Source organism: Devosia sp. J2-20 (genome assembly GCF_055808475.1).
Genome location: NZ_CM147870.1, coordinates 2,826,083 through 2,848,246, shown reverse-complemented (window position 1 = coordinate 2,848,246; position 22,164 = coordinate 2,826,083). Strand labels below are relative to the sequence as shown.

At 62.9% G+C, this 22,164-nt stretch carries 18 protein-coding genes and 1 pseudogene; 13 read left to right on the top strand and 6 right to left on the bottom strand.

All coding sequences use genetic code 11. The annotated features are described in order from the left end of the window. Window position 1 precedes the first annotated feature (1 nt). Genes cobN through cobO form a run of 3 tightly spaced genes read left to right on the top strand, consistent with a single transcriptional unit; the run spans window position 2 to window position 4,970 of the window. Window positions 2-3,760: a cobaltochelatase subunit CobN gene (gene cobN / locus AC0L37_RS13885; RefSeq protein ID WP_282222945.1), complete on the top strand. Its 3,759-nt coding sequence runs from the start codon at window positions 2-4 to the stop codon at window positions 3,758-3,760. Then, on the top strand, window positions 3,757-4,323 hold the full coding sequence (locus AC0L37_RS13880) for a hypothetical protein (protein WP_282220784.1): 567 nt from the start codon (window positions 3,757-3,759) through the stop codon (window positions 4,321-4,323). The genes cobN and AC0L37_RS13880 overlap by 4 nt, the downstream gene beginning before the upstream one ends. Then, window positions 4,320-4,970, top strand: a complete 651-nt coding sequence (gene cobO / locus AC0L37_RS13875) for a cob(I)yrinic acid a,c-diamide adenosyltransferase (protein WP_427857072.1) — start codon at window positions 4,320-4,322, stop codon at window positions 4,968-4,970. The genes AC0L37_RS13880 and cobO overlap by 4 nt, the downstream gene beginning before the upstream one ends. Here cobO and AC0L37_RS13870 read toward each other — a convergent pair. Further along, window positions 4,967-5,434 (bottom strand): hypothetical protein, encoded by a 468-nt coding sequence (locus tag AC0L37_RS13870; RefSeq protein ID WP_282220785.1) that lies wholly within the window; start codon window positions 5,432-5,434, stop codon window positions 4,967-4,969. The two genes, cobO and AC0L37_RS13870, sit on opposite strands and share 4 nt — an antisense overlap. A 50-nt stretch (window positions 5,435-5,484) precedes the next feature. Continuing rightward, window positions 5,485-6,384, bottom strand: a complete 900-nt coding sequence (locus tag AC0L37_RS13865; protein WP_282220786.1) for a cation diffusion facilitator family transporter — start codon at window positions 6,382-6,384, stop codon at window positions 5,485-5,487. A gap of 280 nt (window positions 6,385-6,664) precedes the next feature. On the opposite strand from AC0L37_RS13865, the gene AC0L37_RS13860 reads away from it, so the two are divergent. Further along, complete coding sequence (locus AC0L37_RS13860; RefSeq protein WP_282220787.1) at window positions 6,665-7,111, top strand: cobalamin biosynthesis protein; 447 nt, start codon at window positions 6,665-6,667, stop codon at window positions 7,109-7,111. On the opposite strand, the gene AC0L37_RS13855 is transcribed toward AC0L37_RS13860, so the two are convergent. Further along, a complete protein-coding gene (locus AC0L37_RS13855; RefSeq protein WP_473313135.1) occupies window positions 7,045-7,800 on the bottom strand; it encodes a cobalt-precorrin-6A reductase in 756 nt (251 codons plus the stop codon). The genes AC0L37_RS13860 and AC0L37_RS13855 overlap by 67 nt on opposite strands. Before the next feature lie 41 nt (window positions 7,801-7,841). Here AC0L37_RS13855 and cobA point away from each other — a divergent pair, with 41 nt between their 5' ends. Genes cobA through cbiB form a run of 4 tightly spaced genes read left to right on the top strand, consistent with a single transcriptional unit; the run spans window position 7,842 to window position 12,394 of the window. Continuing rightward, entirely contained in the window at window positions 7,842-8,678 is an 837-nt protein-coding gene (cobA, locus tag AC0L37_RS13850) for a uroporphyrinogen-III C-methyltransferase (RefSeq protein WP_282220789.1), read from the top strand. Continuing rightward, window positions 8,644-9,960 carry a cobyrinate a,c-diamide synthase gene (locus tag AC0L37_RS13845; RefSeq protein ID WP_473313133.1) on the top strand — a complete coding sequence of 439 codons (1,317 nt, stop codon included), beginning with the start codon at window positions 8,644-8,646 and terminating at the stop codon, window positions 9,958-9,960. Before cobA ends, AC0L37_RS13845 begins: the two co-directional genes overlap by 35 nt. 8 nt (window positions 9,961-9,968) lie before the next feature. Beyond that, a complete protein-coding gene (locus AC0L37_RS13840; RefSeq protein ID WP_282220791.1) occupies window positions 9,969-11,432 on the top strand; it encodes a cobyric acid synthase in 1,464 nt (487 codons plus the stop codon). Further along, on the top strand, window positions 11,432-12,394 hold the full coding sequence (cbiB, locus tag AC0L37_RS13835) for an adenosylcobinamide-phosphate synthase CbiB (RefSeq protein ID WP_282220792.1): 963 nt from the start codon (window positions 11,432-11,434) through the stop codon (window positions 12,392-12,394). Before AC0L37_RS13840 ends, cbiB begins: the two co-directional genes overlap by 1 nt. Before the next feature lie 9 nt (window positions 12,395-12,403). Here the strand turns inward: cbiB and cobU are convergent, their stop codons facing one another. After that, window positions 12,404-12,952, bottom strand: a complete 549-nt coding sequence (gene cobU / locus AC0L37_RS13830) for a bifunctional adenosylcobinamide kinase/adenosylcobinamide-phosphate guanylyltransferase (protein WP_282220793.1) — start codon at window positions 12,950-12,952, stop codon at window positions 12,404-12,406. A gap of 210 nt (window positions 12,953-13,162) precedes the next feature. Between cobU and AC0L37_RS13825 the strand changes: the two genes are divergently transcribed. The 4 genes from AC0L37_RS13825 to edd all read left to right on the top strand — a co-directional run bounded on the left by AC0L37_RS13825 (window position 13,163) and on the right by edd (window position 18,191). Then, window positions 13,163-14,098 (top strand): glucosamine kinase nucleotide-binding domain-containing protein, encoded by a 936-nt coding sequence (locus AC0L37_RS13825; RefSeq protein ID WP_212658873.1) that lies wholly within the window; start codon window positions 13,163-13,165, stop codon window positions 14,096-14,098. 28 nt (window positions 14,099-14,126) lie between these two features. Beyond that, a complete protein-coding gene (zwf, locus tag AC0L37_RS13820) occupies window positions 14,127-15,608 on the top strand; it encodes a glucose-6-phosphate dehydrogenase (RefSeq protein ID WP_212658872.1) in 1,482 nt (493 codons plus the stop codon). Between the two features lies 1 nt (window position 15,609). Further along, the gene (gene pgl / locus AC0L37_RS13815) at window positions 15,610-16,314 is read left to right on the top strand and encodes a 6-phosphogluconolactonase (protein ID WP_282220794.1); all 705 of its coding nucleotides are present in this window, start codon (window positions 15,610-15,612) and stop codon (window positions 16,312-16,314) included. A 62-nt stretch (window positions 16,315-16,376) separates the two neighbouring features. Further along, window positions 16,377-18,191 (top strand): phosphogluconate dehydratase, encoded by a 1,815-nt coding sequence (edd, locus tag AC0L37_RS13810; protein ID WP_269368136.1) that lies wholly within the window; start codon window positions 16,377-16,379, stop codon window positions 18,189-18,191. Between the two features lie 5 nt (window positions 18,192-18,196). On the opposite strand, the gene AC0L37_RS13805 is transcribed toward edd, so the two are convergent. Both AC0L37_RS13805 and mutL read right to left on the bottom strand, forming a co-directional pair. Beyond that, window positions 18,197-18,715 carry a metallophosphoesterase family protein gene (locus AC0L37_RS13805; protein WP_282220795.1) on the bottom strand — a complete coding sequence of 173 codons (519 nt, stop codon included), beginning with the start codon at window positions 18,713-18,715 and terminating at the stop codon, window positions 18,197-18,199. Window positions 18,716-18,761: 46 nt separating this feature from the next. Continuing rightward, window positions 18,762-20,602: pseudogene (mutL, locus tag AC0L37_RS13800) on the bottom strand (DNA mismatch repair endonuclease MutL). A gap of 187 nt (window positions 20,603-20,789) precedes the next feature. Between mutL and AC0L37_RS13795 the strand changes: the two are divergent. Further along, window positions 20,790-22,145: a deaminase gene (locus AC0L37_RS13795; RefSeq protein ID WP_473313129.1), complete on the top strand. Its 1,356-nt coding sequence runs from the start codon at window positions 20,790-20,792 to the stop codon at window positions 22,143-22,145. The last annotated feature ends 19 nt before the right edge of the window (window positions 22,146-22,164 follow it).

Here is a 22,164-nt window from a genome sequence, read left to right as displayed (position 1 = left end):
CATGCATCTGCTATCGGCCCAGGCCGGCGCCATTCAGCAAGAGGGCGAGGCGATTGATCTCAATCAGCGCCCCGGTGCGCTGGTATTTGCCAGTTCGGCCGATAGCGAATTGTCCATGCTGGCGGGAGCAGCCGATCGCGCTGGCGAAGACGATCTGCGTCTCGCCAATACGCTGCGTCTCTCCAACAACCTTTCCGTCGATCTGTGGCTTGAGCAGACAGTGGCTCATGCACGCCTGGTAGTACTGCGTCTGATCGGCGGCGCGGCCTACTTCCAGTATGGCGTTGATGAACTGACGGCGCTGTGCGCCAACCACAAAATCCCCCTTGCCCTGTTGCCGGGGGATGCCAGTCCCGATCCCATTCTGCAATCGCGCTCCACGGTCCATCCTGACGATTGGAGCCGGCTGCACAGCCTGTTCATCGCTGGCGGGCCTGACAACGCCGATGCGATCTTGAAGGGGCTCCACACACTTGCCGCACCGGGCCGCGCCGGGGAGCGGTCGGTCGCTCAGCAGACGGATGCGGGGGCCTTGCTCACCGACCTGCACCCCCAGCCTTTTGCGCGCTTTGGTCTCTGGTATCCCGGACTGGGTGTCACGGATCAGGCAAACATCCGCGACAAGCTCTGCCTGCCTCCCGGCGCCAAGCCTGCCCATGTCCCGATCCTGTTCTACCGCGCGGCGCTCGAAGGCGCCGGAACGGCAACCATTGAAGCGCTGATCGCTGCGCTGGTTGAGCAGGGACTAGCGCCGGTACCCGTGCTGGTCTCTTCGCTCAAGGAAGCCGCTTGCGTCCGTTTCGTGCAGCAGGTTCTGGGCGATGTCGCGCCCACGACCATCCTGAATCTCACTGGTTTCGCGCTGGGGATTGATGGTCTGGACGGTAAGGCAAACCCTTTTGCTGGGACCGACGCTCCGGTCATTCAGCTTATTCAGTCCGGCCGCTCTCAGGATCAATGGCTGGCCGATAGCCAGGGCCTGAGCGCCAAGGACATGGCTATGTTCCTTGTTATGCCCGAGGTCGATGGACGATTGGCTGGGCTGATCGTCGGCCACCGTGCTGATGCAATCTGGCACGAGCGCTGCCAGATCCCTCTGACCGCCTATGCGCCTGACGCCGAAGGCATCGCCCGCACCGCAGCGCTGGCCGCAAACTGGTCCCGGCTACGCGCAACGGCCCGGTCTGAGCGGCGGATTGGCCTCGTTCTGGCCAACTACCCCATCCGGGATGGTCGTCTTGCCAACGGCGTCGGCTATGACGCCCCCGCTTCGACAGTGGAGATGCTCAAGGCGCTGGAGGCGGAGGGCTATGCACTGGGGTCGGCATTACCACAGACCTCGGAAGAACTCATCACCGCCCTCCAGTCCGGCCCGACAAATGCCGATCCGGCGCGTGGCGTGTCTCCGGCAACGCTGACCTTGTCCCGCTACGCCGAACTCTTCGCCGCACTACCCGAAGCGATGCGCGCCGAAATCACCTGCCGCTGGGGTGATCCCGCGACCGATCCATTTGTGCGGGGCGACAGCTTCCATCTGCCCGCACTGGTCTTGGGCAACGTCGCGATCCTGCTGCAGCCCGCTCGGGGTTATCATCTCGACGAAACCGAGAGCTATCACGACCCTGCTTTGGTCCCGCCGCATGCCTATCTGGCTGCCTATCTCTGGCTCCGCCATGAGCATGGCGCCCACGCGCTGATCCACAACGGCAAGCACGGCACGCTTGAATGGCTGCCGGGCAAGGCCACCGCGCTGGACGCGCTCAGCTATCCTGACGCACTCTGGGGCCAACTACCCCATCTCTATCCGTTCATCGTCAATGATCCCGGCGAGGGCACTCAGGCCAAGCGGCGCACAGGCGCGGTGATCATTGATCATCTGGTGCCCCCACTCACGCGGGCGGAAACCTATGGACCGCTCAAGGACCTCGAAGCGCTGCTCGATGAGTATTACGCAGCCTCGGGCATGGACCGGCGCCGGCTGGCCGATCTGCAGCGGCGCATTCTCGATTTCACCCGCGACAGCCGGCTCGACCGCGATATCGGTTTGCCCGAGGACGAAACCGAAGCCCTGATCAAGATCGACAACTTCCTCTGCGATCTCAAGGAAGCCCAGATCCGCGACGGCCTGCACATCTTTGGCCGGTCGCCGCAGGGCGATCTGGAGCGTGATCTGATCGTGGCGCTTGCGCGCGTGCCGCGCGGCGACGGGGCAGGGGAGAATTCGCTCATCCGCGCTTTGGCGGATGATCTCAAACTAGGAATTGATCCCTTGACGGCCAAACTGGGCCAGACCTGGTCGGGGCCGCCCATCGTTTCCCCGGCAGCAAGTGCCCGCAGCGTCGGCGACGTGGTCGAACAACTCGAGGCCATCGCGGCTGACCTGGTTGAGGGCACCATAATGCCAGAGGCGGGCTGGACCGCGACGCGCGCCGTGCTCGACACCGTGGAGACCATCATCCGGCCGCGCCTGGCCCGGTCTGGGCCGGCTGAATTTCAGGCCCTGCTCGACGGGCTGGATGGAAAATTCATTGCCCCTGGCCCTTCAGGCGCACCATCACGCGGTCGCCTTGACGTGCTGCCGACCGGTCGTAACTTCTTCTCGGTTGATAACCGAGCCGTGCCCACCCCGACCGCTTGGGGACTGGGGCAGAAATCGGCTGAAAGCCTGGTGTTGCGTCACTTGCAGGACCATGGCCATCATTTGCGTTCGGTCGCGCTCTCGGTCTGGGGCACAGCCAATATGCGCACGGGCGGCGATGATATTGCCCAGGCACTTGCCCTGATCGGCGCCAAGCCGATCTGGGATCCGGGGTCGCTGCGCGTCTCGGGCTATGAGATCATCCCTTTACCCAAGCTGGGTCGGCCACGCGTCGATGTCACCCTGCGCATTTCCGGCTTCTTCCGCGATGCCTTCCCGGCCCAGATGGCCCTGTTCGATCGCGCCATCCGCGCAATCGGCGCGCTCGATGAACCCACTGAGGACAATCCCATAGCTGCACGCATGCGCGCCGATGCACTGGGCATGATGGCTGCCGGGCAAAGCGAAGCCGAGGCGGGCCTGGCTGCCGGGCATCGCATATTCGGTTCCAAACCGGGCACCTATGGCGCCGGGCTCAATGCCCTGATCGATAGCGGCAACTGGTCGACAAAGGCCGATCTGGGCAAGCAGGCGCTCGAATGGGGGCAATATGCCTACGGCGCCCGGGCCACCGGCATCCCCGAGCGCGACCGCTTTGCGGCGCGCCTCTCCGTTATCGACGCGGTGATCCACAATCAGGACAATCGCGAGCACGATCTGCTCGACAGCGACAACTACTATCAGTTTGAGGGCGGTCTTTCCGCCGCCGCTGAAACCCTGACGGGGCTCAAACCCGCCGCCTATCACAATGATCACTCCCGCCCCGAACGGCCCGTTATCCGCACGCTGGAAGAAGAGATCAGCCATGTGATGCGATCCCGCGTCGTCAATCCCAAATGGCTCAACGGCGTCAAGCGCCACGGCTATCGCGGCGCCTTTGAGATCATCGCCACAGTCGATTTCATGTTCGCCTTTGCCGCCACCACCGGGGCGGTCAAAACGCACCATTTCGATCTGGCTTTTGAGGCCTTCATCGAGGACGACGCGACCCGTGATTTTATTCGGCAGGCCAATCGCTACGGCTATGACGAACTCATCGCCAAATTCAACGACGCCCGCGAACGAGGGTTGTGGGCCCCCCGTTCCAACTCGGCCCACGCTTTGCTGGGGGGCGAGTCATGAACAACACCATCATCTACCTGATTGGCCATTATGGCGTCGGCAAGCTGACCATTGCGCGGGCTATCGCCGAAGCAACCCGCGCGCGGGTTTTCGACAATCATCTGGCCAACAACGTGGTCTTTTCGCTGATCCGTGAGGACGGGAAGGCCCCGATCCCGGCGCAGGCCTGGGAGCTGATCATGACCATCCGGCGCCAGGCGCTGATCGCCATGGCGGAGATCGCCCGGCCCGATGCCAGTTTCGTTCTGACCAACGCCCTGATGGAAGACGATCCGATGGACCACACCGCCTTTGCCGAGGTTGTCGCGGTCGCCCAACAACGCAACGCCACTTTCGTGCCAGTTTTGCTCACAGCCTCGGACGCTGCCCATGACGCGCGCATACCTTCGGCAGATCGCGAGGCCAGGCTCAAGATGACCGATGCGTCGGGTGCCAGGAGGGTTCGCACAAAACGACGCATCCTGGGGGTCAGGCATCCTAATCGATTTGACCTCGATACTACCGACATCGCGCCCGAAGTGGCCGCGAGATTGATCATTGAACACGCGGAGCACCTTGCATGACCGACACGCCAGCCAAGCCCGTCAAGAAAACCGACCTCATGACCGAGGCGGAGCGTGATGCCTATCACGCCGAGAAAATGCGCAAGAAGCGCGAGGCGCGCAACAAGATCCTGGCCACCAAGACCCAGGAAAAAGGCCTGCTCATCGTCCACACGGGCAAGGGCAAGGGCAAGTCGACTGCCGCCTTCGGCATGGTGTTCCGGGCGCTTGGCCATGGCTTCAAGGTCGGGGTGGTGCAGTTCGTCAAGGGCGTCTGGGAGACCGGCGAGCGCGACGTGCTGCTCAAATTTCCCGAGCTGGTCACCATCAACGCCATGGGCGAAGGTTTTACCTGGGACGTTGCCGACCGCCAGCGCGATCTGGCCGCCGCGCGCAAGGCCTGGGAGCAGGCCAAAAAGCTGATCTCGGACCCCAGCTACAAGATGGTGCTGCTCGACGAGCTCAATATCTGCCTGCGCTATGATTATCTGCCAATCGAGGAAGTGGTCGAGTTTCTCAAGAACAAGCCAGTCGATACCCACGTCATCGTCACCGGTCGCAACGCCAAGGACGAACTGATCGAGATCGCCGATCTCGTCACCGAAATGACCGAGATCAAGCACCACTTCCGCTCCGGGGTGAAGGCGCAGGTCGGGATCGAATTCTAGCAGGTGCTGCCGCGCAGGCTGGCCACCAATTGCTCAATGACCGGGTCCATCTCGGCCCGGTCGCGCACGCCGTATTCGGCGCGGAAGGCGGCGTAGCTCTGGCCGTCACAAAGTGCGATCATGCGCTGGTAGAGAATTTGACCACCCGCGCTCGCTGACCAGCTGGCCCAGCGCGGCGTGACCGCCTGATAGGTCTGGTTCCAGCCATCAGCCGCATCCTGGCCCATGCGGGCCGCAACTTCGCTATCGAAGTGATTCAGCCAGCCCCCCCAGACGCTCAGCGCAATGGCGCGACCGGGCAAAGCGAAGTGTTGACCATCCCCGTTCTCGCTCTCGCCCTGACCGACAAAGCCAGTCGGCACGGCGATGCTGTAACCAAATCGGGCATTGTCATAATGATCCCAGCCCTGCGCGAAGACGGGCAGGGTCAACAGGGCGAACAGGGCAACAAGGACGTCTCGCATGGCTGCGAATCTGCCTGTGGTGCAGGCGCAGGGCAAGTCACATTCGCGCGCTAGACCACCACGATGCCGGAATGCTTGGCCTTGTCTTCGGGCTCAACATGAATAGTGATCTGAACCTGTCGGACGGCCTCGCGTAGCTTGGCCTCGATAGCGTCGCAGATGGCGTGAGCATCGTCGACGCTCATCGCGCCAGGCACCACCAGATGGAAGTCGATGAACGTCATCTTGCCAGCCTGTCGCGTGCGGATGTCATGCGCCTCAATGGCCCCATCGGCATTGGCGGCGATAACCTCGCGAATGAGTTGCTGGGTTTCCTTGGGCACAGCCACGTCCATCAGCCCGCCTACGCTGTCGCGGATGACTGCCCAGCCTGACCACAGGATATTGAGCGCCACCAGCGCCGCCAGAATGGGATCCAGCATCGCCCAGCCGGTCAGATAGACCAGGGCCAGTCCGACAATGACTCCGCCTGTTGAGACCACGTCCGTCATCAAATGCTTGCCGTCGGCCTGCAGTGCTGGCGAACGTACCGAGCGGCCATGCCGGATCAGTACAAAGGCCCAGACCGCATTGATCACCGTGGCGACAATGCTGATGCTCAGTCCTTCGATAGGGGCGTCGGGCAGGGCGGGGGCCATCAGCCCGGTAATGGCCTCGCGGGCAATCAGGATCGCCGCCACGATGATCATGACCCCAACCAGCACGGCCGAGAAATACTCGGCCTTATGGTATCCATAGGGTAGGGCGGCGTCGGCGGGCTTTTGCGCCAGCCATACAGCAATGAGCGCCGCAATGGCCGTCACCACATTGACGATGGATTCCAGGGCATCGGAATAGAGCGCGATCGATCCGGTAATCTGCCAGGCCAGCACTTTGAGCCCCAGCACGATCAGGCCGATCAGCAGGCTTGCTGCCGCAATGGCCAGCGTGCGCTTGGCTGTTGCTGTCATTGTCCAGTCCCGTCCCAAATCATGGGGAGGCCATAACTGCCCAGAACCGACGCGGCAAGTCATTGAATTTGCAAATCATTTTCAGAAGCATTCTTATCTGGTCGTGAAGCAGGCCAAGCCATTGATTGACCAAGTGGTTCTGCCCGCCTAGAACCAAAACATGCGCAGAGTTCCCACGAAGGAACTGAAACAGAATTCGGTGCGGTCGACCCAAATCGGGGACCAACCCCGGAGCTGCAACGGTCTTGAGCGAACCTGCCTCTTGCTTTGAGAGGCGATTATGACAGCTAGATTCGGGGCGATCCCCGCCCCTACAGACAGATTTGTCGCTGGCATTGGCTTTGCCTCTGCGGCCAGTGCCGGTGAGATCATCGCACTGATCCGGGCCTGCCTCGCTGAACTGAACCTGCATCCCAGTCAACTGGCCGCTATTGGCACTCATATGCGCAAGGCAACCAGTCCGCTGCTCCTGCCCGTGGCGCTGTATTTCGCCGTGCCAATGCGCCTGCTTGATGATGCCGATTTGAGTGGCGATGTGCCCGGTGTCGCTGACGCCGTGGCTGCCATGGCTGGCCCGGTCCGCCTGCATAAACGCAAATCAGATTACGCCACCTGCGCCATTTCCGATTGTGCGCCCGGATTCAGCGTGGCCAGTTTTGGTCAGCCCGTCAGCGCCAATGCCTCGATAGCACCATCCACGCTGCTCACTTCGAGCGCTGGGCCATAGGCGGGACGGGCAATCATGATCACCTCAACTCCAAGTCGCTGCGCCGCTTCCAGCTTGGCCGCCGTCTGTGCCCCGCCAGAATTCTTGGTGACCAGATGAGTGATGCTCTCGCGCGCCAACAGCGCTATTTCGTCGGCCAGTCCATAGGGTGGACGGTCCTGCAGCAGCCTCGTGTGGGGCGGGATTGCCACGGCCGGGGCCTCGATCAGGCGTACGAGAAAGCGGCAATCGGCACGGCCAAGAAAATCAGTCAGACCAGTGTGACCCGTGGTGAGCAGAACCGTAGCATCGGCGGGCAAGACCGAGGCAGCCTCGGCTGCCGTGGCGACATTGGTCCAGCCCGCGCTGTCAGGCTCCGCCCAGACCGGACGCATGTAACGCACCAGCATCACGCCGCTGGCCTGGGCGGCGGCGACCGCATTGGCCGAAATCGTGCCCGCATAGGGGTGCGTGGCGTCAATCAGCCGCTCAATGTTCTCGTTTTTCAGATAGTTGCCCAGTCCAACCGCACCGCCAAATCCGCCCATGCGCACAGCGCCGGCGGGCAGGGTAGGATTCTGTGTGCGACCAGCCAGCGAGCTGGTGACATCATGGCCCAGTTCGAGCAGACGCCCCGCCAGATCACGCGCTTCGGCGGTGCCGCCCAGGATCAGAATCTTCATCGCACTGAGTACTTCATGACGCGCCACTGTGCCCATTCCCACCGCGCGCCTCAAGGGTTGATGCACTGATGTTCGGCTGGATCCGCAAACCACGCCGCCGCGCCCATTTCGCGGCCCTCGACAATGCTGATTTCCCGCAGCTCGAACCGGGCACGGTCTGGCTGGTTGGCGCGGGCCCGGGCGGGCCGGGGCTGGCGTCCCTGCTTGCCTATCACGCCCTGGGACAGGCCGATGTGATTGTTCATGACGCACTGGTTTCGCCTGATCTGCTGGCCATGGCGCCGCGTCACGTCGAACGCATCTTTGCCGGCAAACGTGGCGGCAAACCATCGCCCAAACAGGCCGATATTTCTCTGCAACTGGTGGCGCTGGCCAAGGCTGGCAAGCGCGTCCTTCGCCTCAAGGGCGGCGACCCGTTCATCTTTGGCCGTGGCGGCGAGGAGGCGGGGATGCTGGTCAAGCACGGTGTGCCGTTCCGTATTGTGCCCGGTATTTCCTCGGGCGTTGGCGGGCTGGCCTATGCCGGCATTCCTGTCACCCATCGCGACGTCAATCAGGCTGTGATGTTCCTCACCGGCCACGATGAATCGGGCGCCGTGCCGCATGGTGTGGACTGGCCCGCCGTGGCCAAGGCCGCGCCAGTCATCGTCATGTTCATGGCGGTCAAGCATCTGGGCTCCATCTCACAAAAACTGCTTGAGGCCGGTCGCGATGGCGGCGAGCGCCTCGCCATTGTCTCCCACGCTGCCACACCACAGCAGGTCGTGATTGAAACCACGCTGGGCGAAGTCAGCAAACTTAAAGACATTCCAACCCCGGCCATCGTCGTGCTGGGCGCGGTCAGCCAGTATCGCGAGACGCTGGACTGGTATGTTGGGCGGATGCGGAGCCACACCTTTGGCTAAAGGGCTCGTCATTGCCGCACCGCGCTCGGGTTCGGGCAAGACCGTGGTCACGCTTGGCCTGCTGGCCGCCTTGCGCCAGCGCGGTGTCGTCGTTGCACCGGCCAAGACCGGTCCGGACTACATCGATCCCACCTTTCTGGCGCGCGCAGCGCTGCGCGACGCTGTCAATCTCGACCCCTGGTCGATGACCCCGCACCGACTCAAGCAGCTGGCCGCGACCCAGGCCACGGGCGCTGATCTGCTTATTGTTGAAGGCGTGATGGGCCTCTTTGACGGTGCAGCCGACGGCATCGGATCCACAGCCGATCTCGCCGAACTGCTTGAGCTGCCTGTGGTTCTGGTGGTCGATGCCGACCGGCAAAGTCAATCCATAGCGCCGCTGGTGGCTGGCTTTGCCAACTGGCGGGTTGGCGTGCGGGTTGCGGGGGTGATCATCAACCGCGTGGCGTCGATGAAGCATGAGCGCATGCTGACCGAAGCGCTGGCGGCGACGGGTATCCCCTGCCTTGGCGCGATTCCACGCAATCCGGCGCTGGTACTGCCCGAGCGCCATCTGGGCCTGGTGCTGCCCGGCGAGGTCAACGCCTTTGCCGGTTTCCTCGATGAAGCCGCCACCGCCATGGGCGACTATGTCGATCTCGACCGGTTCCAGGCGATTGCCGCGCCGCTGGGGGAAGGTGCCGAGGATGCAGCGGATCTGCCGCCGCTGGGTCAGCATATGGCGATCGCCCGCGATGATGCTTTTGCCTTTGCCTATCCCCATCTGCTTGATGGCTGGCGCAGTCAGGGTGCGCAGCTGAGCTTCTTTTCGCCGCTGCGCAACGAAGCGCCCGGGGGGGATGCCGATGCGGTATTCCTGCCTGGCGGCTATCCCGAACTGCATGGAGCAACACTGGCCGCGGCGGACGCCTTCAAGGCTGGACTGGTTGCTGCGCGCGACCGCGGTGCGTTGCTCTATGGCGAGTGCGGCGGCTTTATGGTGCTGGGCGATGCACTGGTGGACAAGGCGGGCGCCAGCCATGCCATGGCGGGGCTGCTACCAATGACGACGCGCATTGATCGTCCCAAGCGTATTCTGGGCTATCGGCGCCTGGTGCAGTCGGGCGATCTGCCCTGGCCGGGTCGGCTCAATGGCCATGAGTTTCACTATTCATCGGCCAAACAGTCACGGCTGAACCCGCTGTTTGCGGCTACTGATGCGCGTGGCGATGCCATGCCGCCCATGGGCGCGGTAATTGGGCGGGTGATGGGGTCTTACGCGCACGTGATTGATGCGGCATAAGTCTGGCCATGGCTAAGGCACTGATGTTTATGGGGACGGGGTCGGACGTCGGCAAATCGCTGATGGTCGCTGGACTGTGCCGTGCGTTGGCCAATCGCGGCCACAAGGTCGCGCCGTTCAAGCCGCAGAATATGAGCAATAATGCCGCCGTGACCGCCGATGGTGGTGAGATCGGGCGGGCTCAGGCGCTGCAGGCACGCGCGTCGCGGCGCGAGCCGATTACCGCCATGAACCCGGTTCTGCTCAAGCCTGAACTGGAAACTGGTTCACAGGTGGTGGTGCGGGGGCAGCGTATGGCCTCAATGACCGCGCGCACCTACTGGAATGAGCGCGGAAAGCTGCTGCCCGAGGTGATCGGCGCGTTTCGTGAGCTGGCGGCCGATGTGGATTTTATTATCGTCGAAGGCGCTGGCAGCGCCTCAGAAGTCAACCTGCGCCGCAATGACATCGCCAATTTTGGTTTTGCGCAAGCTGCTGATATTCCAGTTGTTTTAGTGGGTGATATCCATCGGGGCGGGGTTATTGCATCGGTGGTAGGCACCTTTGCAGTGGTCGCCCTGGCCGACGCCAAGCGCATCCGCGCCAGCCTGATTAACAAGTTTCAAGGTGATCCTTCGCTTTTCGCCGATGGAATCGCTTTTCTCGCGCAAAAGACCGGGGTTCCCTGCTTCGGTCCGGTGCCCTGGTTTACCGATGCGGGCAAGCTGCCGGCAGAGGATGTCTTGGCGCTGGCCGATTACGCCTCAAACAAGTCCGGCGCCTTCACCATTGCCGTGCCGCAACTGCCGCGCATCGCCAATTTTGACGATCTCGATCCGCTACGGGCCGAACCGGGCGTCAATCTGGTGCTGGTGGCGCCGGGGCAAGCTATTCCCCGCAACACTGATCTGATTATCCTCCCCGGTTCCAAAGCCACCCGCAGCGATTTAGCAGCGCTGCGCGCCAATGGCTGGGACATCGATATTATCGCCCATCACCGCGCCGGGGATAAGATCATCGGCATTTGCGGCGGCTACCAGATGCTGGGGCGCTCCATCGCCGATCCGGACGGGATCGAAGGCACGCCGGGTACGACTGAGGGCCTTGGTCTGCTCGATGTTGAAACCGTGCTCAGCCCGGTCAAGCAATTGCGGATAGAGCGGGCCATTCACTTGGGCTCCGGCACTGCCATTGCCGGCTATCACATGCATATGGGTGTCACCCAGGGACCTGATATTGCACGGCCTTTCGCCCAGGTGGCGGGTGTGAACGAAGGCGCGGTGAGCGCCGACGGCCGGGTGCAGGGCACCTATCTGCACGGTCTGTTTGCCGCCGACGACTTCCGGCGTGCTGTGCTGGGCAATGTTGCCTCGCCTGATTTCGCCTATGAGGCCAGCATCGACACCACGCTCGATGCACTGGCCGCTCACCTTGAACATCACATTGATATTGATGCCCTTTTGGGGCTCGCAGAACCCGTTAGGCTGGACTGATGCACATATTTATTGCTCCCTTGGCGCTGATCCTCGAGCGCTGGCAGGGCTATCCGCCCCGCTTGCTGGCCCAGATCGGCCACCCCGTCATGTGGATCGGCAAGCTCCTCAGCTGGCTCGAATCACGACTGTGGAAGGAGGAGCAATCCCCCGAGCAACGGCGCGTGCGCGGCATGGTGACCATGGTGCTGGTGCTCGGCACGACGCTGATTGTAACGCTGATGGTGCGCAATATTGTGCACCGCATACCGCTCGGCTGGGTGCTCGAAATCCTGCTGGCGACGCCCTTCCTGGCGCAAAAGGAACTGGGTCGGGCCGTGCAGGCGGTGGCCGATGCGCTGCTGACCTCGCTGGAGGCCGGGCGCGAGGCGGTGAGCCAGATCGTGGGCCGAGATCCCCAACAGCTTGATACCGCTGGCGTTTCCCGCGCAGCGGTGGAGACCTTGGCCGAAAGCACCTCGGACGGTGTGGTCGCGCCGTGGTTCTGGCTGGTGCTGCTCGGCCTGCCGGGCATTGCGCTCTACAAGGCCATCAACACCGCCGATTCGATGATCGGCCACAAGAATGAGCGCTACGCCGATTTTGGTTGGGCGGCCGCGCGCCTTGATGATCTGGTCAATCTCGTTCCCGCCCGGCTGACGGCGGTTTTGGTGACCATTGCCTGCTTCTTTGTGCCCGGGGCCAGCCCGTCCAGGGCGTGGCAGGCGGCCACGCGCGACGCCATGAAACACCGCTCGCCCAATTCGGGCTGGCCGGAGGCGACCTTTGCTGGCGCGCTCGGGTTTTCGCTTGGTGGGCCAAGGAGTTATGACGGAGAAGTGGTCGATCTGCCGATTATGGGCGAAGGCGAAACCAAGCTCGGACCCTATCATATCACCCGCGCGCTAACCCTCTACCGCATGACCCTGAATGTGCTGTTAAGTGTCAGCGCACTGTTAGCACTGAGTATAGCCCTTGGCTGATTCTGGTGTCTATTGCGTGCGTCCCATGGTGGGGATGGGTGGTTCGCCCTTGAGCGTCATGGGCAGTCCCGCGACGACGAAATAGACATCGTCGCAGATCTCGGCGAGCCGTTGATGCGCACTGCCGGCCAGATCGCGGAAAGTGCGGGCCATGGCATTGTCGGGGACAATGCCCAGACCGACCTCATTGCTGACCAGAATGACCCGCGTATCCTGCAACTGGCCCAGTGTCTGCCCGAGCTTTTCCACCTGCGCGGCGACATTGTCGCCCGATACCAGCAGATTGGTGATCCACAGGGTCAGACAATCCACCAGAATGACGTCATGGCTCCTGGCTGCCTTGAGCAGGGTCTTCGACAGCGCCAACGGCTCTTCTATGGTGGCGAACTGTCCGGCGCGTCCGGCCTGATGGCTGGCAACGCGGTCCCGCATCTCGCCATCAAGCACTTCGGCAGTGGCCAGATAGGCCGGCGTACTGCCGCTGCGCAGGGCCAAACTCTCGCCAAAAGCGGTCTTGCCCGAACGGGCGCCGCCCAGCACCAACACGTGTCGCGTCATGCTTCGACCTCCATCTGATCACCGCTATGGTATGCCATGAAAACCCTGTGGCCATAACTGCTTGTATGCTCCGCGCAGGCGAGCCATGCGGGCAGGGGACTTGGCAGGGATATTTTGTGCCTTATCCTACTTTCGTATTATCAGCTTTCGCACTATGGTCCGCGCCGAAACCAGACCCTAGAATCCCTTCTGAATTCGGAGAATCCTAGCGTGACGAGATACTACCTTGGCGTTGATGGTGGCGGCACCAATTGCCGCGTGCGTCTGGCCGATGAGAATCTGCAGACGCTGGCTGAGGTCAGGAACGGTCGCTCCAACCTGCAGATCGACGATGGCGAACCCGCCTACAAGGCCATTCTGGCCGGCACGCGCGATGTGTTCGCCGCCGCTGGGCTCGACTATGCGCAGACCGCCAATACCTATGCCTGCTTTGGCATGGCCGGTGGCCGCATGGATTCGGCACGCGATGAGTTCGCCGCACGGCATTGGCCCTTTGCCGGGGTGAAGGTCTATGACGATATCGATATTGCCCATGCCGGCGCCCTTGGTGGCGAAGAGGGCGCGGTGATCATCGTTGGTACCGGTTCGGCAGCGCTGGCAGTGGTTGATGGCCAGCGTCATCAGGCCGGTGGCTGGGGCTTCCAGATTGGCGATCAGATGTCGGGCGCCATTCTGGGCCGCGAACTGGTGCGCTATTCTGTGGAGGCCGAAGACGGTCTGGTGCCATCGTCGCCGCTGACGAAGGCAGTGATCGCCGCGCTCGGTGGTGACAATCAGGCGGTGATGACCTGGTCATTTGCCACCGACATGGATCTCAGGATCATCAGCAATGATGGCTCGGAAGGCTGCGATGACGCCCTGATCGGCCGCGCGCCTGCCGAATTCGGCAAGCTGATGCCGCTGATGAGCGACTATCTCGACCAAGGCGATCCGGTCGCCCTCAAGATGCTAGAACTGCAGTTCAGCTATATCGAAACCTACGTAAAGTGGTTCAAGGCGCGCAATGCCAAGGTGATGGCGATCGTCGGTGGCTTCGGCCAGCGTCTGTTCCCGCTCCTCGAAAAGCGCTATGGCGACTTTGTCATGCTGCCACGCTTCGAGCCGCTGCATGGCGCTGTCATTCTCGCCAAGCACAATTTCGCTTGAACCTCGCGTCAAACTAAGGACTAGCCCGTTGTCCAGCCGCATCATTCCCGTCCAGCCATTCGATTATGTGGTCTTTGGCGCCACCGGTGATCTGACCAAGCGCAAGCTGATTCCTGCGCTCTATCACCGCTTCAAGGATGGCCAGTTCGATGAGAACAGCCGCATTATCGGTGTGTCGCGCTCCAAGCTGAGCGATGCCGATTTCCAGAACGCCGCGCGTGATGCGATCACCCAGTTCGTGGAAAAGGAATATCAGGACGCCGCGGTCATCGAGCGCTTCGTCAATATTTTCTCCTACATCATCAACGACGTCAGCAACAAAGCGGGCTGGGGCGATCTGAAAAAGGCCCTGCGCGACGACCCTGAAGTTGTCCGCGCCTTCTATCTGGCCGTGGCCCCCGATCTGTTCGAGCCGATCGCCGAACAGCTCTCCAAGACCAAGGTCTATCGCCGCGACGCCCGCGTGGTGATCGAGAAGCCACTGGGCCACGATCTGCTGTCATCGATGGAAATCAATGACGGCGTGGCCAAGATCTTCGAGGAAGATCAGGTCTACCGTATCGACCATTATCTCGGCAAAGAGACCGTGCAGAACCTGCTGGCGCTGCGCTTTGCCAACACGCTGTTCGAACCCGTGTGGAACTCGGCCCATATCGACCACGTCCAGCTCACCGTGGCTGAAAGCGTTGGTGCCGGTACCCGCGGCTATTATGACGAATCCGGCGCCCTGCGCGACATGATCCAGAACCACATGCTGCAGTTGCTCTGCCTTGTGGCCATGGAGCCGCCCGCCAGCGACGACGCCAATGCGTTGCGCGACGAAAAGCTCAAGGTCCTGCGCTCCCTCAAGCCCATCACCAATGGTGACGTGGCCAAGATGACCGTGCGCGGCCAGTATAAGGGCGTCAGCTCCGAAACCACCTCGGTGGCCAGCTATCAGGACGAACTTCCCGAAGAAAAGAAGGGCAGTCGCACCGAGACCTTTGTGGCGCTCAAGGCCGAAATCGAAAACTGGCGCTGGTCCGGCGTGCCGTTCTATCTGCGCACCGGCAAGCGCATGGCCAGCCGGGTCTCGGAAATCGCCATCCAGTTCAAACCGATTCCGCATTCGATCTTTGACCACGCCGAGGGCGCACCCAAGGCCAACAAGCTGATCATCCGCCTGCAGCCCGATGAGGGCGTCAAGCTGATGATGATGATCAAGGATCCCGGTCCCGGTGGCATGCGCCTGCGCGAAGTGCCGCTGAACCTGAGCTTTGCCCAGACCTTCTCGGAACGCACGCCGGAAGCCTATGAGCGCCTGCTGCTCGACGTGATCCGTGGCAGCCAGACCCTGTTCATGCGTCGCGACGAACTCGAAGCGGCCTGGAAGTGGGTCGACCCGATCCGCGAGGCCTGGGAACGGTCTTCGGAACCACCCCAGTCCTATGTGGCTGGCACCTGGGGCCCCAGCGGCTCGCATGCGCTGATCGAGCGTGATGGCCGCACCTGGCATGAGGATGAGAACTAGAATGACCCAGCCCGTGCTCGAGCGCCGCAGCTTTGCCGACAAGCCGACCCTTGCCAATGAACTGGCAGAGGCCGTTGCCGACCGCATTCGCACAGCCATCGACGAGCGCGGCGAGGCGGCGATTGCCGTCAGCGGTGGGTCGACCCCCAGCCGGTTCTTCCAGGCGCTGGGCAAGACCAAGGACATCGACTGGTCCAAGGTGATCGTCACCCTGGTTGATGAGCGCTGGGTCGATGAAACCAATGACCGCTCCAACGCCTTGCTGGTCAATGAACGCATGCTGCAGGGCCCTGCAGCCACGGCGCGCTTCTACCCGCTCTATTCGGGCGGCGATGAGCCTGATGCCGCGGGCGTGGCGCGCACCAATGCCCTGCTGGCCGATCTGCCCGAACAGTTCGCCGCTGTCGTGCTGGGCATGGGCAGCGACGGCCATACCGCCTCGTTCTTTCCCGGCGGCGATACGCTGGACCAGGCCCTGAGCGAGGAAGGCCCCACTTTGGCCATCCGCGCACCGGGCGCGGGCGAACCCCGCATCACCTTTACCCTGCCGCGTCTCCTCCGCGCGGATGGGCTGTACCTTCATATTGAAGGGGAGGAAAAGGCCGCCGTGCTCGACACCGCTTTGGGAGATGGTCCGACCCAGGACATGCCCATTCGTGCCGTGTTGCGGTCCGGCCACGCCGTCAACGTCTACTGGTGCCCATAGTCCCCTCAGCGGTCCCCAATTGACCGCTCTGGCCACGAAGGGCTCCAAGAACAGGAGCCGATATGTCTGTCCGTCAGGCCATCCAGGATGTCACCGATCGCATCGCAGCGCGTAGCCGCGACAGCCGTCGCGATTATCTGAACCGTCTCGAGGGTGCCCGCGAAGCCGGCGTCAACCGCACCGTGCTCTCCTGCGGCAACCTTGCCCATGCCTTCGCTGCCTGCTCGCCCGCCGAGAAGGCGCAACTGGCCGGCCACAAATCGCTCAATCTGGGCATCGTAACCAGCTATAACGACATGCTGAGCGCCCATCAGCCCTATCAATTCTATCCCGATCTGATCAAACAGGCGGCCCGCGAAATGGGCTCCACCGCCCAGGTTGCCGGTGGCGTGCCTGCCATGTGCGATGGCGTGACCCAGGGCCAGCCCGGCATGGACCTGAGCCTGTTCAGCCGCGACGTGATCGCCATGGCGACCGCCATTTCGCTGAGCCACAACATGTTTGACGCCGCCGTCTATCTGGGCATTTGCGACAAGATCGTGCCCGGCCTGCTGATCGGCGCGTTGACCTTTGGCCACCTGCCAGCGGTGTTCGTGCCCGCCGGTCCCATGCCATCGGGTATTCCCAATGACGAAAAGGCCAAGGTTCGCCAGCTCTATATGGAAGGCAAGGTCGGCCGCGCCGAACTGCTCGAGGCCGAGTCCAAGTCCTACCACGCGGCAGGCACCTGCACTTTTTACGGCACCGCCAACTCCAACCAGATGCTCATGGAAATCATGGGCCTGCATCTGCCCGGCGCCAGCTTCGTCAATCCCGGCACCCCGCTGCGCGACGCACTGACCCGCGAAGCCACCATTCGCGCGCTGTCACTGACCGCACAGGGCAATGATTACACCCCCGTTGGTCACGTCATCGACGAGAAGGCCATCGTCAACGGTCTGGTCGGCCTGCACGCCACGGGCGGCTCGACCAACCACACCATGCACCTGATCGCCATCGCGGCGGCCGCTGGCCTGCAGGTGACCTGGGACGATATGAGCGACCTGTCAGACGCCACCCCGCTGCTGGCGCGCGTCTACCCCAATGGCGTCGCCGATGTGAACCATTTCCACGCCGCTGGCGGCATGGGCTTCCTCATTCAGGAACTGCTCGAAAGCGGCCATCTGCACGAAGACGTTAAGACCGTCTGGGGCAATGGGCTGTCCAACTACACGGTCGAGGCCAAGCTGATCGAAGAGAAGCTGACCTTTGAACCATCCCCCAAGGAATCCGCCCTGCCAAAGGTGCTGACCAAGGTGGCGACCCCGTTCCAGGAGACTGGTGGCCTCAAGCTGCTGTCGGGCAATCTGGGTCGCTCGGTGATCAAGGTCTCGGCCGTCAAGCCAGAGCACCGCGTCATCGAAGCGCCAGCGCGCGTGTTCCATGGTCAGGAAGGCCTGCAGGCCGCGTTCAAGGCAGGCGAGTTGACCGGCGACATGATCGCGGTGGTGCGGTTCTCTGGCCCCAAGGCGCTTGGCATGCCCGAACTGCACAAGCTGACCCCGGCTCTGGGTCTGTTGCAGGATCGCGGTTTCAAGGTTGCGCTGCTCACCGACGGCCGCATGTCGGGTGCGTCGGGCAAGGTGCCCGCCGCCATCCACATGACCCCCGAAGCGGTCAATGGTGGCCCGATCTCCAAGATCCGCGACGGTGACATGATCCGGCTCGACGCCAACCAAGGCTCACTGACATTCCTGGGCGATGAGAAGGAATTCTTCGCGCGCACCCCGGCCACCGAAGATCTGCGCAGCCAGCATTTCGGTATGGGCCGCGAACTCTTCGCCAACTTCCGTGCCATGGTCGGCGTGGCGGACAAGGGCGCGAGCGTGTTTCAGTAAGAAGTTTAGGCCGCGGGCGTTGCAGTCCGGCCACGCCGGCGGCTGACCACAAGTTCGTCCAGTCGCCGGGGCCGCAGCCCCTGCGGATCGACCCCCACATCGAACTGCCGCGGCATAGGCGCCAGCCGGCCATGCGAATGACCGTGCAGATTGATGGATTTCTTGCCCATTTGGTTCCAGGTGCGGAAGGGATAGTGGCACAGCACATAGAGCTGATTGTCGATCTTCAGCTCGGCATAGTGCTGAACACTGGCCCAGCCTTGCGCCGACTGGGTCGATAGCGGATCGTTATTGCCTACAATCAGATGCTTGGTGCCGTTCAACCGGTGCAGCAGAGCTTCAACTGCGCCCTGATCCCCACGGACGACGTCGCCAAGGTGCCAGATATCGTCATCGGCCTGCACGACGCTGTTCCAGCTGGCAATCAAGGCGGCATCGTGCTCGGCCATAATGGCGAAGGGACGCCGGTCGAGGCGGAGCACCCGCTGATCGGCAAAATGGGTATCGCTGGTGAAATAGAGCATGGATGGGCAACGAATGTTCCGGCACTGCTGTTCCGCCCCGTAGGGCCTACCGGCTCCGCCCGAACAGCCGCTCGATGTCTTTGTGCTTGAGCTCGACATAGGTCGGGCGGCCGTGAATACACTGGCCGGAATGGGGGTGGCCTCCATGTCGCGTAGCAGGGCGTTCATTTCATCGACCCGCAGGCGGCGGCCCGAGCGCACCGAGCCGTGACACGCCATGCGCGCGATGATCGCTTCCATGCGGTCGCTGACGGCAGCAATGGAATCCCATTCGGCCAGCCCGTCGGCGACGTCGCGCACCATCCCCTCAATGTCCGAACTGCCCAATAGCGCCGGGGTCTCGCGCACCGCGATGGCGCGGGGGCCGAAGCGTTCGAGATAGAGCCCAAAGCGCTCCAGTTCGGCCGCGGCATCTTCAAGCCGGGCGCAGTCTTCTTCGGGAAGTTCGACGATCAGCGGGATCAACTGAGCCTGGCTGGCAACGGGGCCCGAGGCCAGCTGCGCCTTGAACCGTTCATAGACCAGCCGCTCATGGGCCGCGTGTTGATCAACCAATAGAAGGCTGTCGCCATTCTGGGCGATGATGAAATTGTCAAACATCTGCGCCCGCGCCGTGCCCAGCGGGTAATCGACCAGAGCCGGGGCAGGCTCGGCTTCGACCCGCGCGCTGGGTTCGTTCAGACCATCCAGACCGGTCTGACCATAATCGGGCGAAAACGGATTACTGCTGCCCGATCCCGACACCCGCTCATAGCCCGAAAAGGCCGAGGTCTGGGTGGGATGGTAGGCAGCTGAGCCGGAGATCATGGGCGCGGTGGAAACGCCGCTGGACTGTTGCTCAGGGGCAGTGAAGGCGCCCAGCACATCATCGGCAACGCTGGTAGAGGCCTTGAAGCCTGCTGCGGCCAGCGCTTCGCCGATCCCCCGGATCACGGCGCTGCGCACGGCGCCTGCATCGCGGAAGCGCAGTTCGGCCTTGGCGGGATGAACGTTCACGTCGACCTCGGCAGGATCAATGGCGATATAGAGCGCCACTACCGGAAAGCGGTCGCGGAAGATGTAGTCGCCATAGGCAGCGCGCACTGCGCCCACCAGCACCTTGTCGCGCACCGAGCGGCCATTGACGAAGTAGAACTGGCTCAGCGAATTGGCACGGGTATAGGTCGGCAGCCCCGCAAGACCAGCCACCACCACACCGTGCCGGCTATGCGCCAGCGTCACCGCATTCTGCGCAAAGTCGTCGCCGATTACCTGCGCCAGTCGCGCCTGCAAAGCGCCTGTGCCGCTGACCGCAGGCCAGTTCGAGGTGGAGCGGTCGCTGCCGCTGAGCACGAAATGCACCGTGGGATTGGCCATGGCGAGGCGCTTGAGCACATCGGTGATGGCCCCGGATTCGCCTCGGTCTGTCTTGAGGAATTTCAGCCGCGCCGGGACATTGGCGAACAGGTTCTTGACCTCGACAATGGTGCCCCGGTTCATTGCCTGCGGCACCGGCCCGCTGCGCACGCCATTGCGCACATCAATGCGCAGTCCGCTCTCGGCGTCAGCGGGCCGCGATGAGATCGACAGATCGGCCACCGAGCCGATCGAGGCCAGCGCTTCGCCGCGAAAGCCCAGGCTGCGAATATCATCGAGATCGTCGCTGGACAGCTTTGAGGTCGCGTGGCGCTCGACCGACAGCAGCAGATCGGCCCGATCCATGCCATGGCCATCATCCTCGATGCGCAGCAGCGTCTTGCCACCAGCAGCCGTGGTCACGGCAATGCGGCTGGCGCCCGCATCAATGGCGTTCTCGACCAGTTCCTTGACGACGCTGGCAGGGCGTTCGACCACTTCGCCGGCGGCAATGCGGTTGATCAGAACTTCGGGTAGCTGGCGGATGGGCAAGGGCGATTCTCCTGAACGCTCAATATAGGGCGTCCGGCCAGCCATTCCGACCCGTTTGCGGGCTCTGTCACCGGTTCAATTGTCATGATTGTGTCCTGCCGGAATGGCGCCCTTTGTGGTGCGCGCACGGCTTTGGGTGCTAGACCCATCCATCAGGGCTGCGCAGCAGTCAGTGCGAGGAGCAGACATGATCAGGATCATCGGACTGACAGGCCTGGCCATGCTGGCCTTTGCGGCCAATTCCGTGCTGGCCCGGCAGGCGCTGGGGGCAGCGCAACTCGATGCCGCCGGCTTCACCGCCATTCGCTTGCTGGCCGGCGCGGTAACGCTGGGTTTGCTGGTGGGATTGTCGCGCGCCGCCAGCTGGCGCCAGATCGCCAGCCTGGGCAGCGCGCAGCAAGCCGCCGCCCTGTTTGGCTATGCGCTGGCCTTCTCGCTGGCCTATGTGCTGCTGGGGGCTGGCATGGGGGCGTTGGTGCTGTTTGTCAGCGTGCAGTTCGGCATGATTGCGCGGGGGCTGATCGCCGGAGACCGTCCCGGCGCGCTCGAATGGCTCGGGCTGGTCGTGGCACTGGGGGCGTTTGTCTATCTCATATCGCCCGGCCTGAGTGCACCGGATCCGCTGGGAACCCTGTTGATGGTGGTCTCGGGGCTGTGCTGGGCGGCCTATTCGCTGCTGGGGCGCGGCTCGACCCGGCCGCTGACTGACGCCGCGGGCAGCTTTGTGCGCTGCGTGCCGTTCGCCCTGATCTTGCTGATCTTCGGGCTGGTCTGGCAATTGCCAAGCCCGCTGGGGGTTGCCCTGGCCATTGCGTCTGGCGCGATAACCTCGGGACTGGGTTATGCCATCTGGTATGCCGTGTTGCCCCAACTGACCCGGACCCGCGCCGCGGTGGTCCAGCTCAGTGTGCCGGTGATTGCCGCCGCCATCGCCGTGCCGGTGCTGGGCGAAGCCGTCACGCCAAGACTGCTGATCGCCTCGATCATCATTCTGGGCGGCATCGCCATCGCCATTCAGGGGCCGGGCGCCGCCGTCAGCTGTGACCGGCTTGCCCGTTTTGCCATTGAACAGTATCACCACGCCATGCCGCATCCACCCATGACACCGATGAATCGCGCGCTGGCGCTGGCCGAGGAAGCCGCCGCCAATGGCGAAGCGCCCGTGGGCGCGGTGGTCATGGAAGGCGAAACCGTGCTGGCCGCCGAGCGCAATCGCATGAAGGCGCTCAACGATCCCACCGCGCATGCCGAACTCCTGGCCATGCGCGCGGCCCTGGCCAAACGCGGCACGGGCAGGCTGGATGGTTGCGATCTGTATGTCACCCTTGAGCCCTGCGCCATGTGCGCCGGTGCTATCGCCCACAGCCGGGTGCGTCGGGTCTATTTCGCGGCTGAAGACACCAAGGCAGGCGCCGTCGAGAATGGCGTGCGGCTGTTTGAGCAGCCCAGCTGCCACCATGCCCCTGAGATCATTGGCGGCATTGGCGCGGCGCGGTCAGAGGCCATGCTCAAGGCGTTTTTTCAGGACCTGCGGCGCGGATAGATGTTGCGCGCTGTGCATA

Bases quoted from the DNA above. Each gene is read 5' to 3' on its own strand.
- AC0L37_RS13840 (WP_282220791.1), top strand. From the start codon at position 9,969: ATGGCTAAGGCACTGATGTTTATGGGGACGGGGTCGGACGTCGGCAAA.
- AC0L37_RS13860 (WP_282220787.1), top strand. From the start codon at position 6,665: ATGACAGCTAGATTCGGGGCGATCCCCGCCCCTACAGACAGATTTGTC.
- AC0L37_RS13795 (WP_473313129.1), top strand. From the start codon at position 20,790: ATGATCAGGATCATCGGACTGACAGGCCTGGCCATGCTGGCCTTTGCG.
- pgl (WP_282220794.1), top strand. From the start codon at position 15,610: ATGACCCAGCCCGTGCTCGAGCGCCGCAGCTTTGCCGACAAGCCGACC.
- cobN (WP_282222945.1), top strand. From the start codon at position 2: ATGCATCTGCTATCGGCCCAGGCCGGCGCCATTCAGCAAGAGGGCGAG.
- cobA (WP_282220789.1), top strand. From the start codon at position 7,842: ATGTTCGGCTGGATCCGCAAACCACGCCGCCGCGCCCATTTCGCGGCC.
- cbiB (WP_282220792.1), top strand. From the start codon at position 11,432: ATGCACATATTTATTGCTCCCTTGGCGCTGATCCTCGAGCGCTGGCAG.
- AC0L37_RS13870 (WP_282220785.1), bottom strand. From the start codon at position 5,434: ATGCGAGACGTCCTTGTTGCCCTGTTCGCCCTGTTGACCCTGCCCGTC.
- cobU (WP_282220793.1), bottom strand. From the start codon at position 12,952: ATGACGCGACACGTGTTGGTGCTGGGCGGCGCCCGTTCGGGCAAGACC.
- cobO (WP_427857072.1), top strand. From the start codon at position 4,320: ATGACCGACACGCCAGCCAAGCCCGTCAAGAAAACCGACCTCATGACC.
- AC0L37_RS13845 (WP_473313133.1), top strand. From the start codon at position 8,644: ATGTTGGGCGGATGCGGAGCCACACCTTTGGCTAAAGGGCTCGTCATT.
- AC0L37_RS13865 (WP_282220786.1), bottom strand. From the start codon at position 6,384: ATGACAGCAACAGCCAAGCGCACGCTGGCCATTGCGGCAGCAAGCCTG.
- edd (WP_269368136.1), top strand. From the start codon at position 16,377: ATGTCTGTCCGTCAGGCCATCCAGGATGTCACCGATCGCATCGCAGCG.
- AC0L37_RS13805 (WP_282220795.1), bottom strand. From the start codon at position 18,715: ATGCTCTATTTCACCAGCGATACCCATTTTGCCGATCAGCGGGTGCTC.
- AC0L37_RS13880 (WP_282220784.1), top strand. From the start codon at position 3,757: ATGAACAACACCATCATCTACCTGATTGGCCATTATGGCGTCGGCAAG.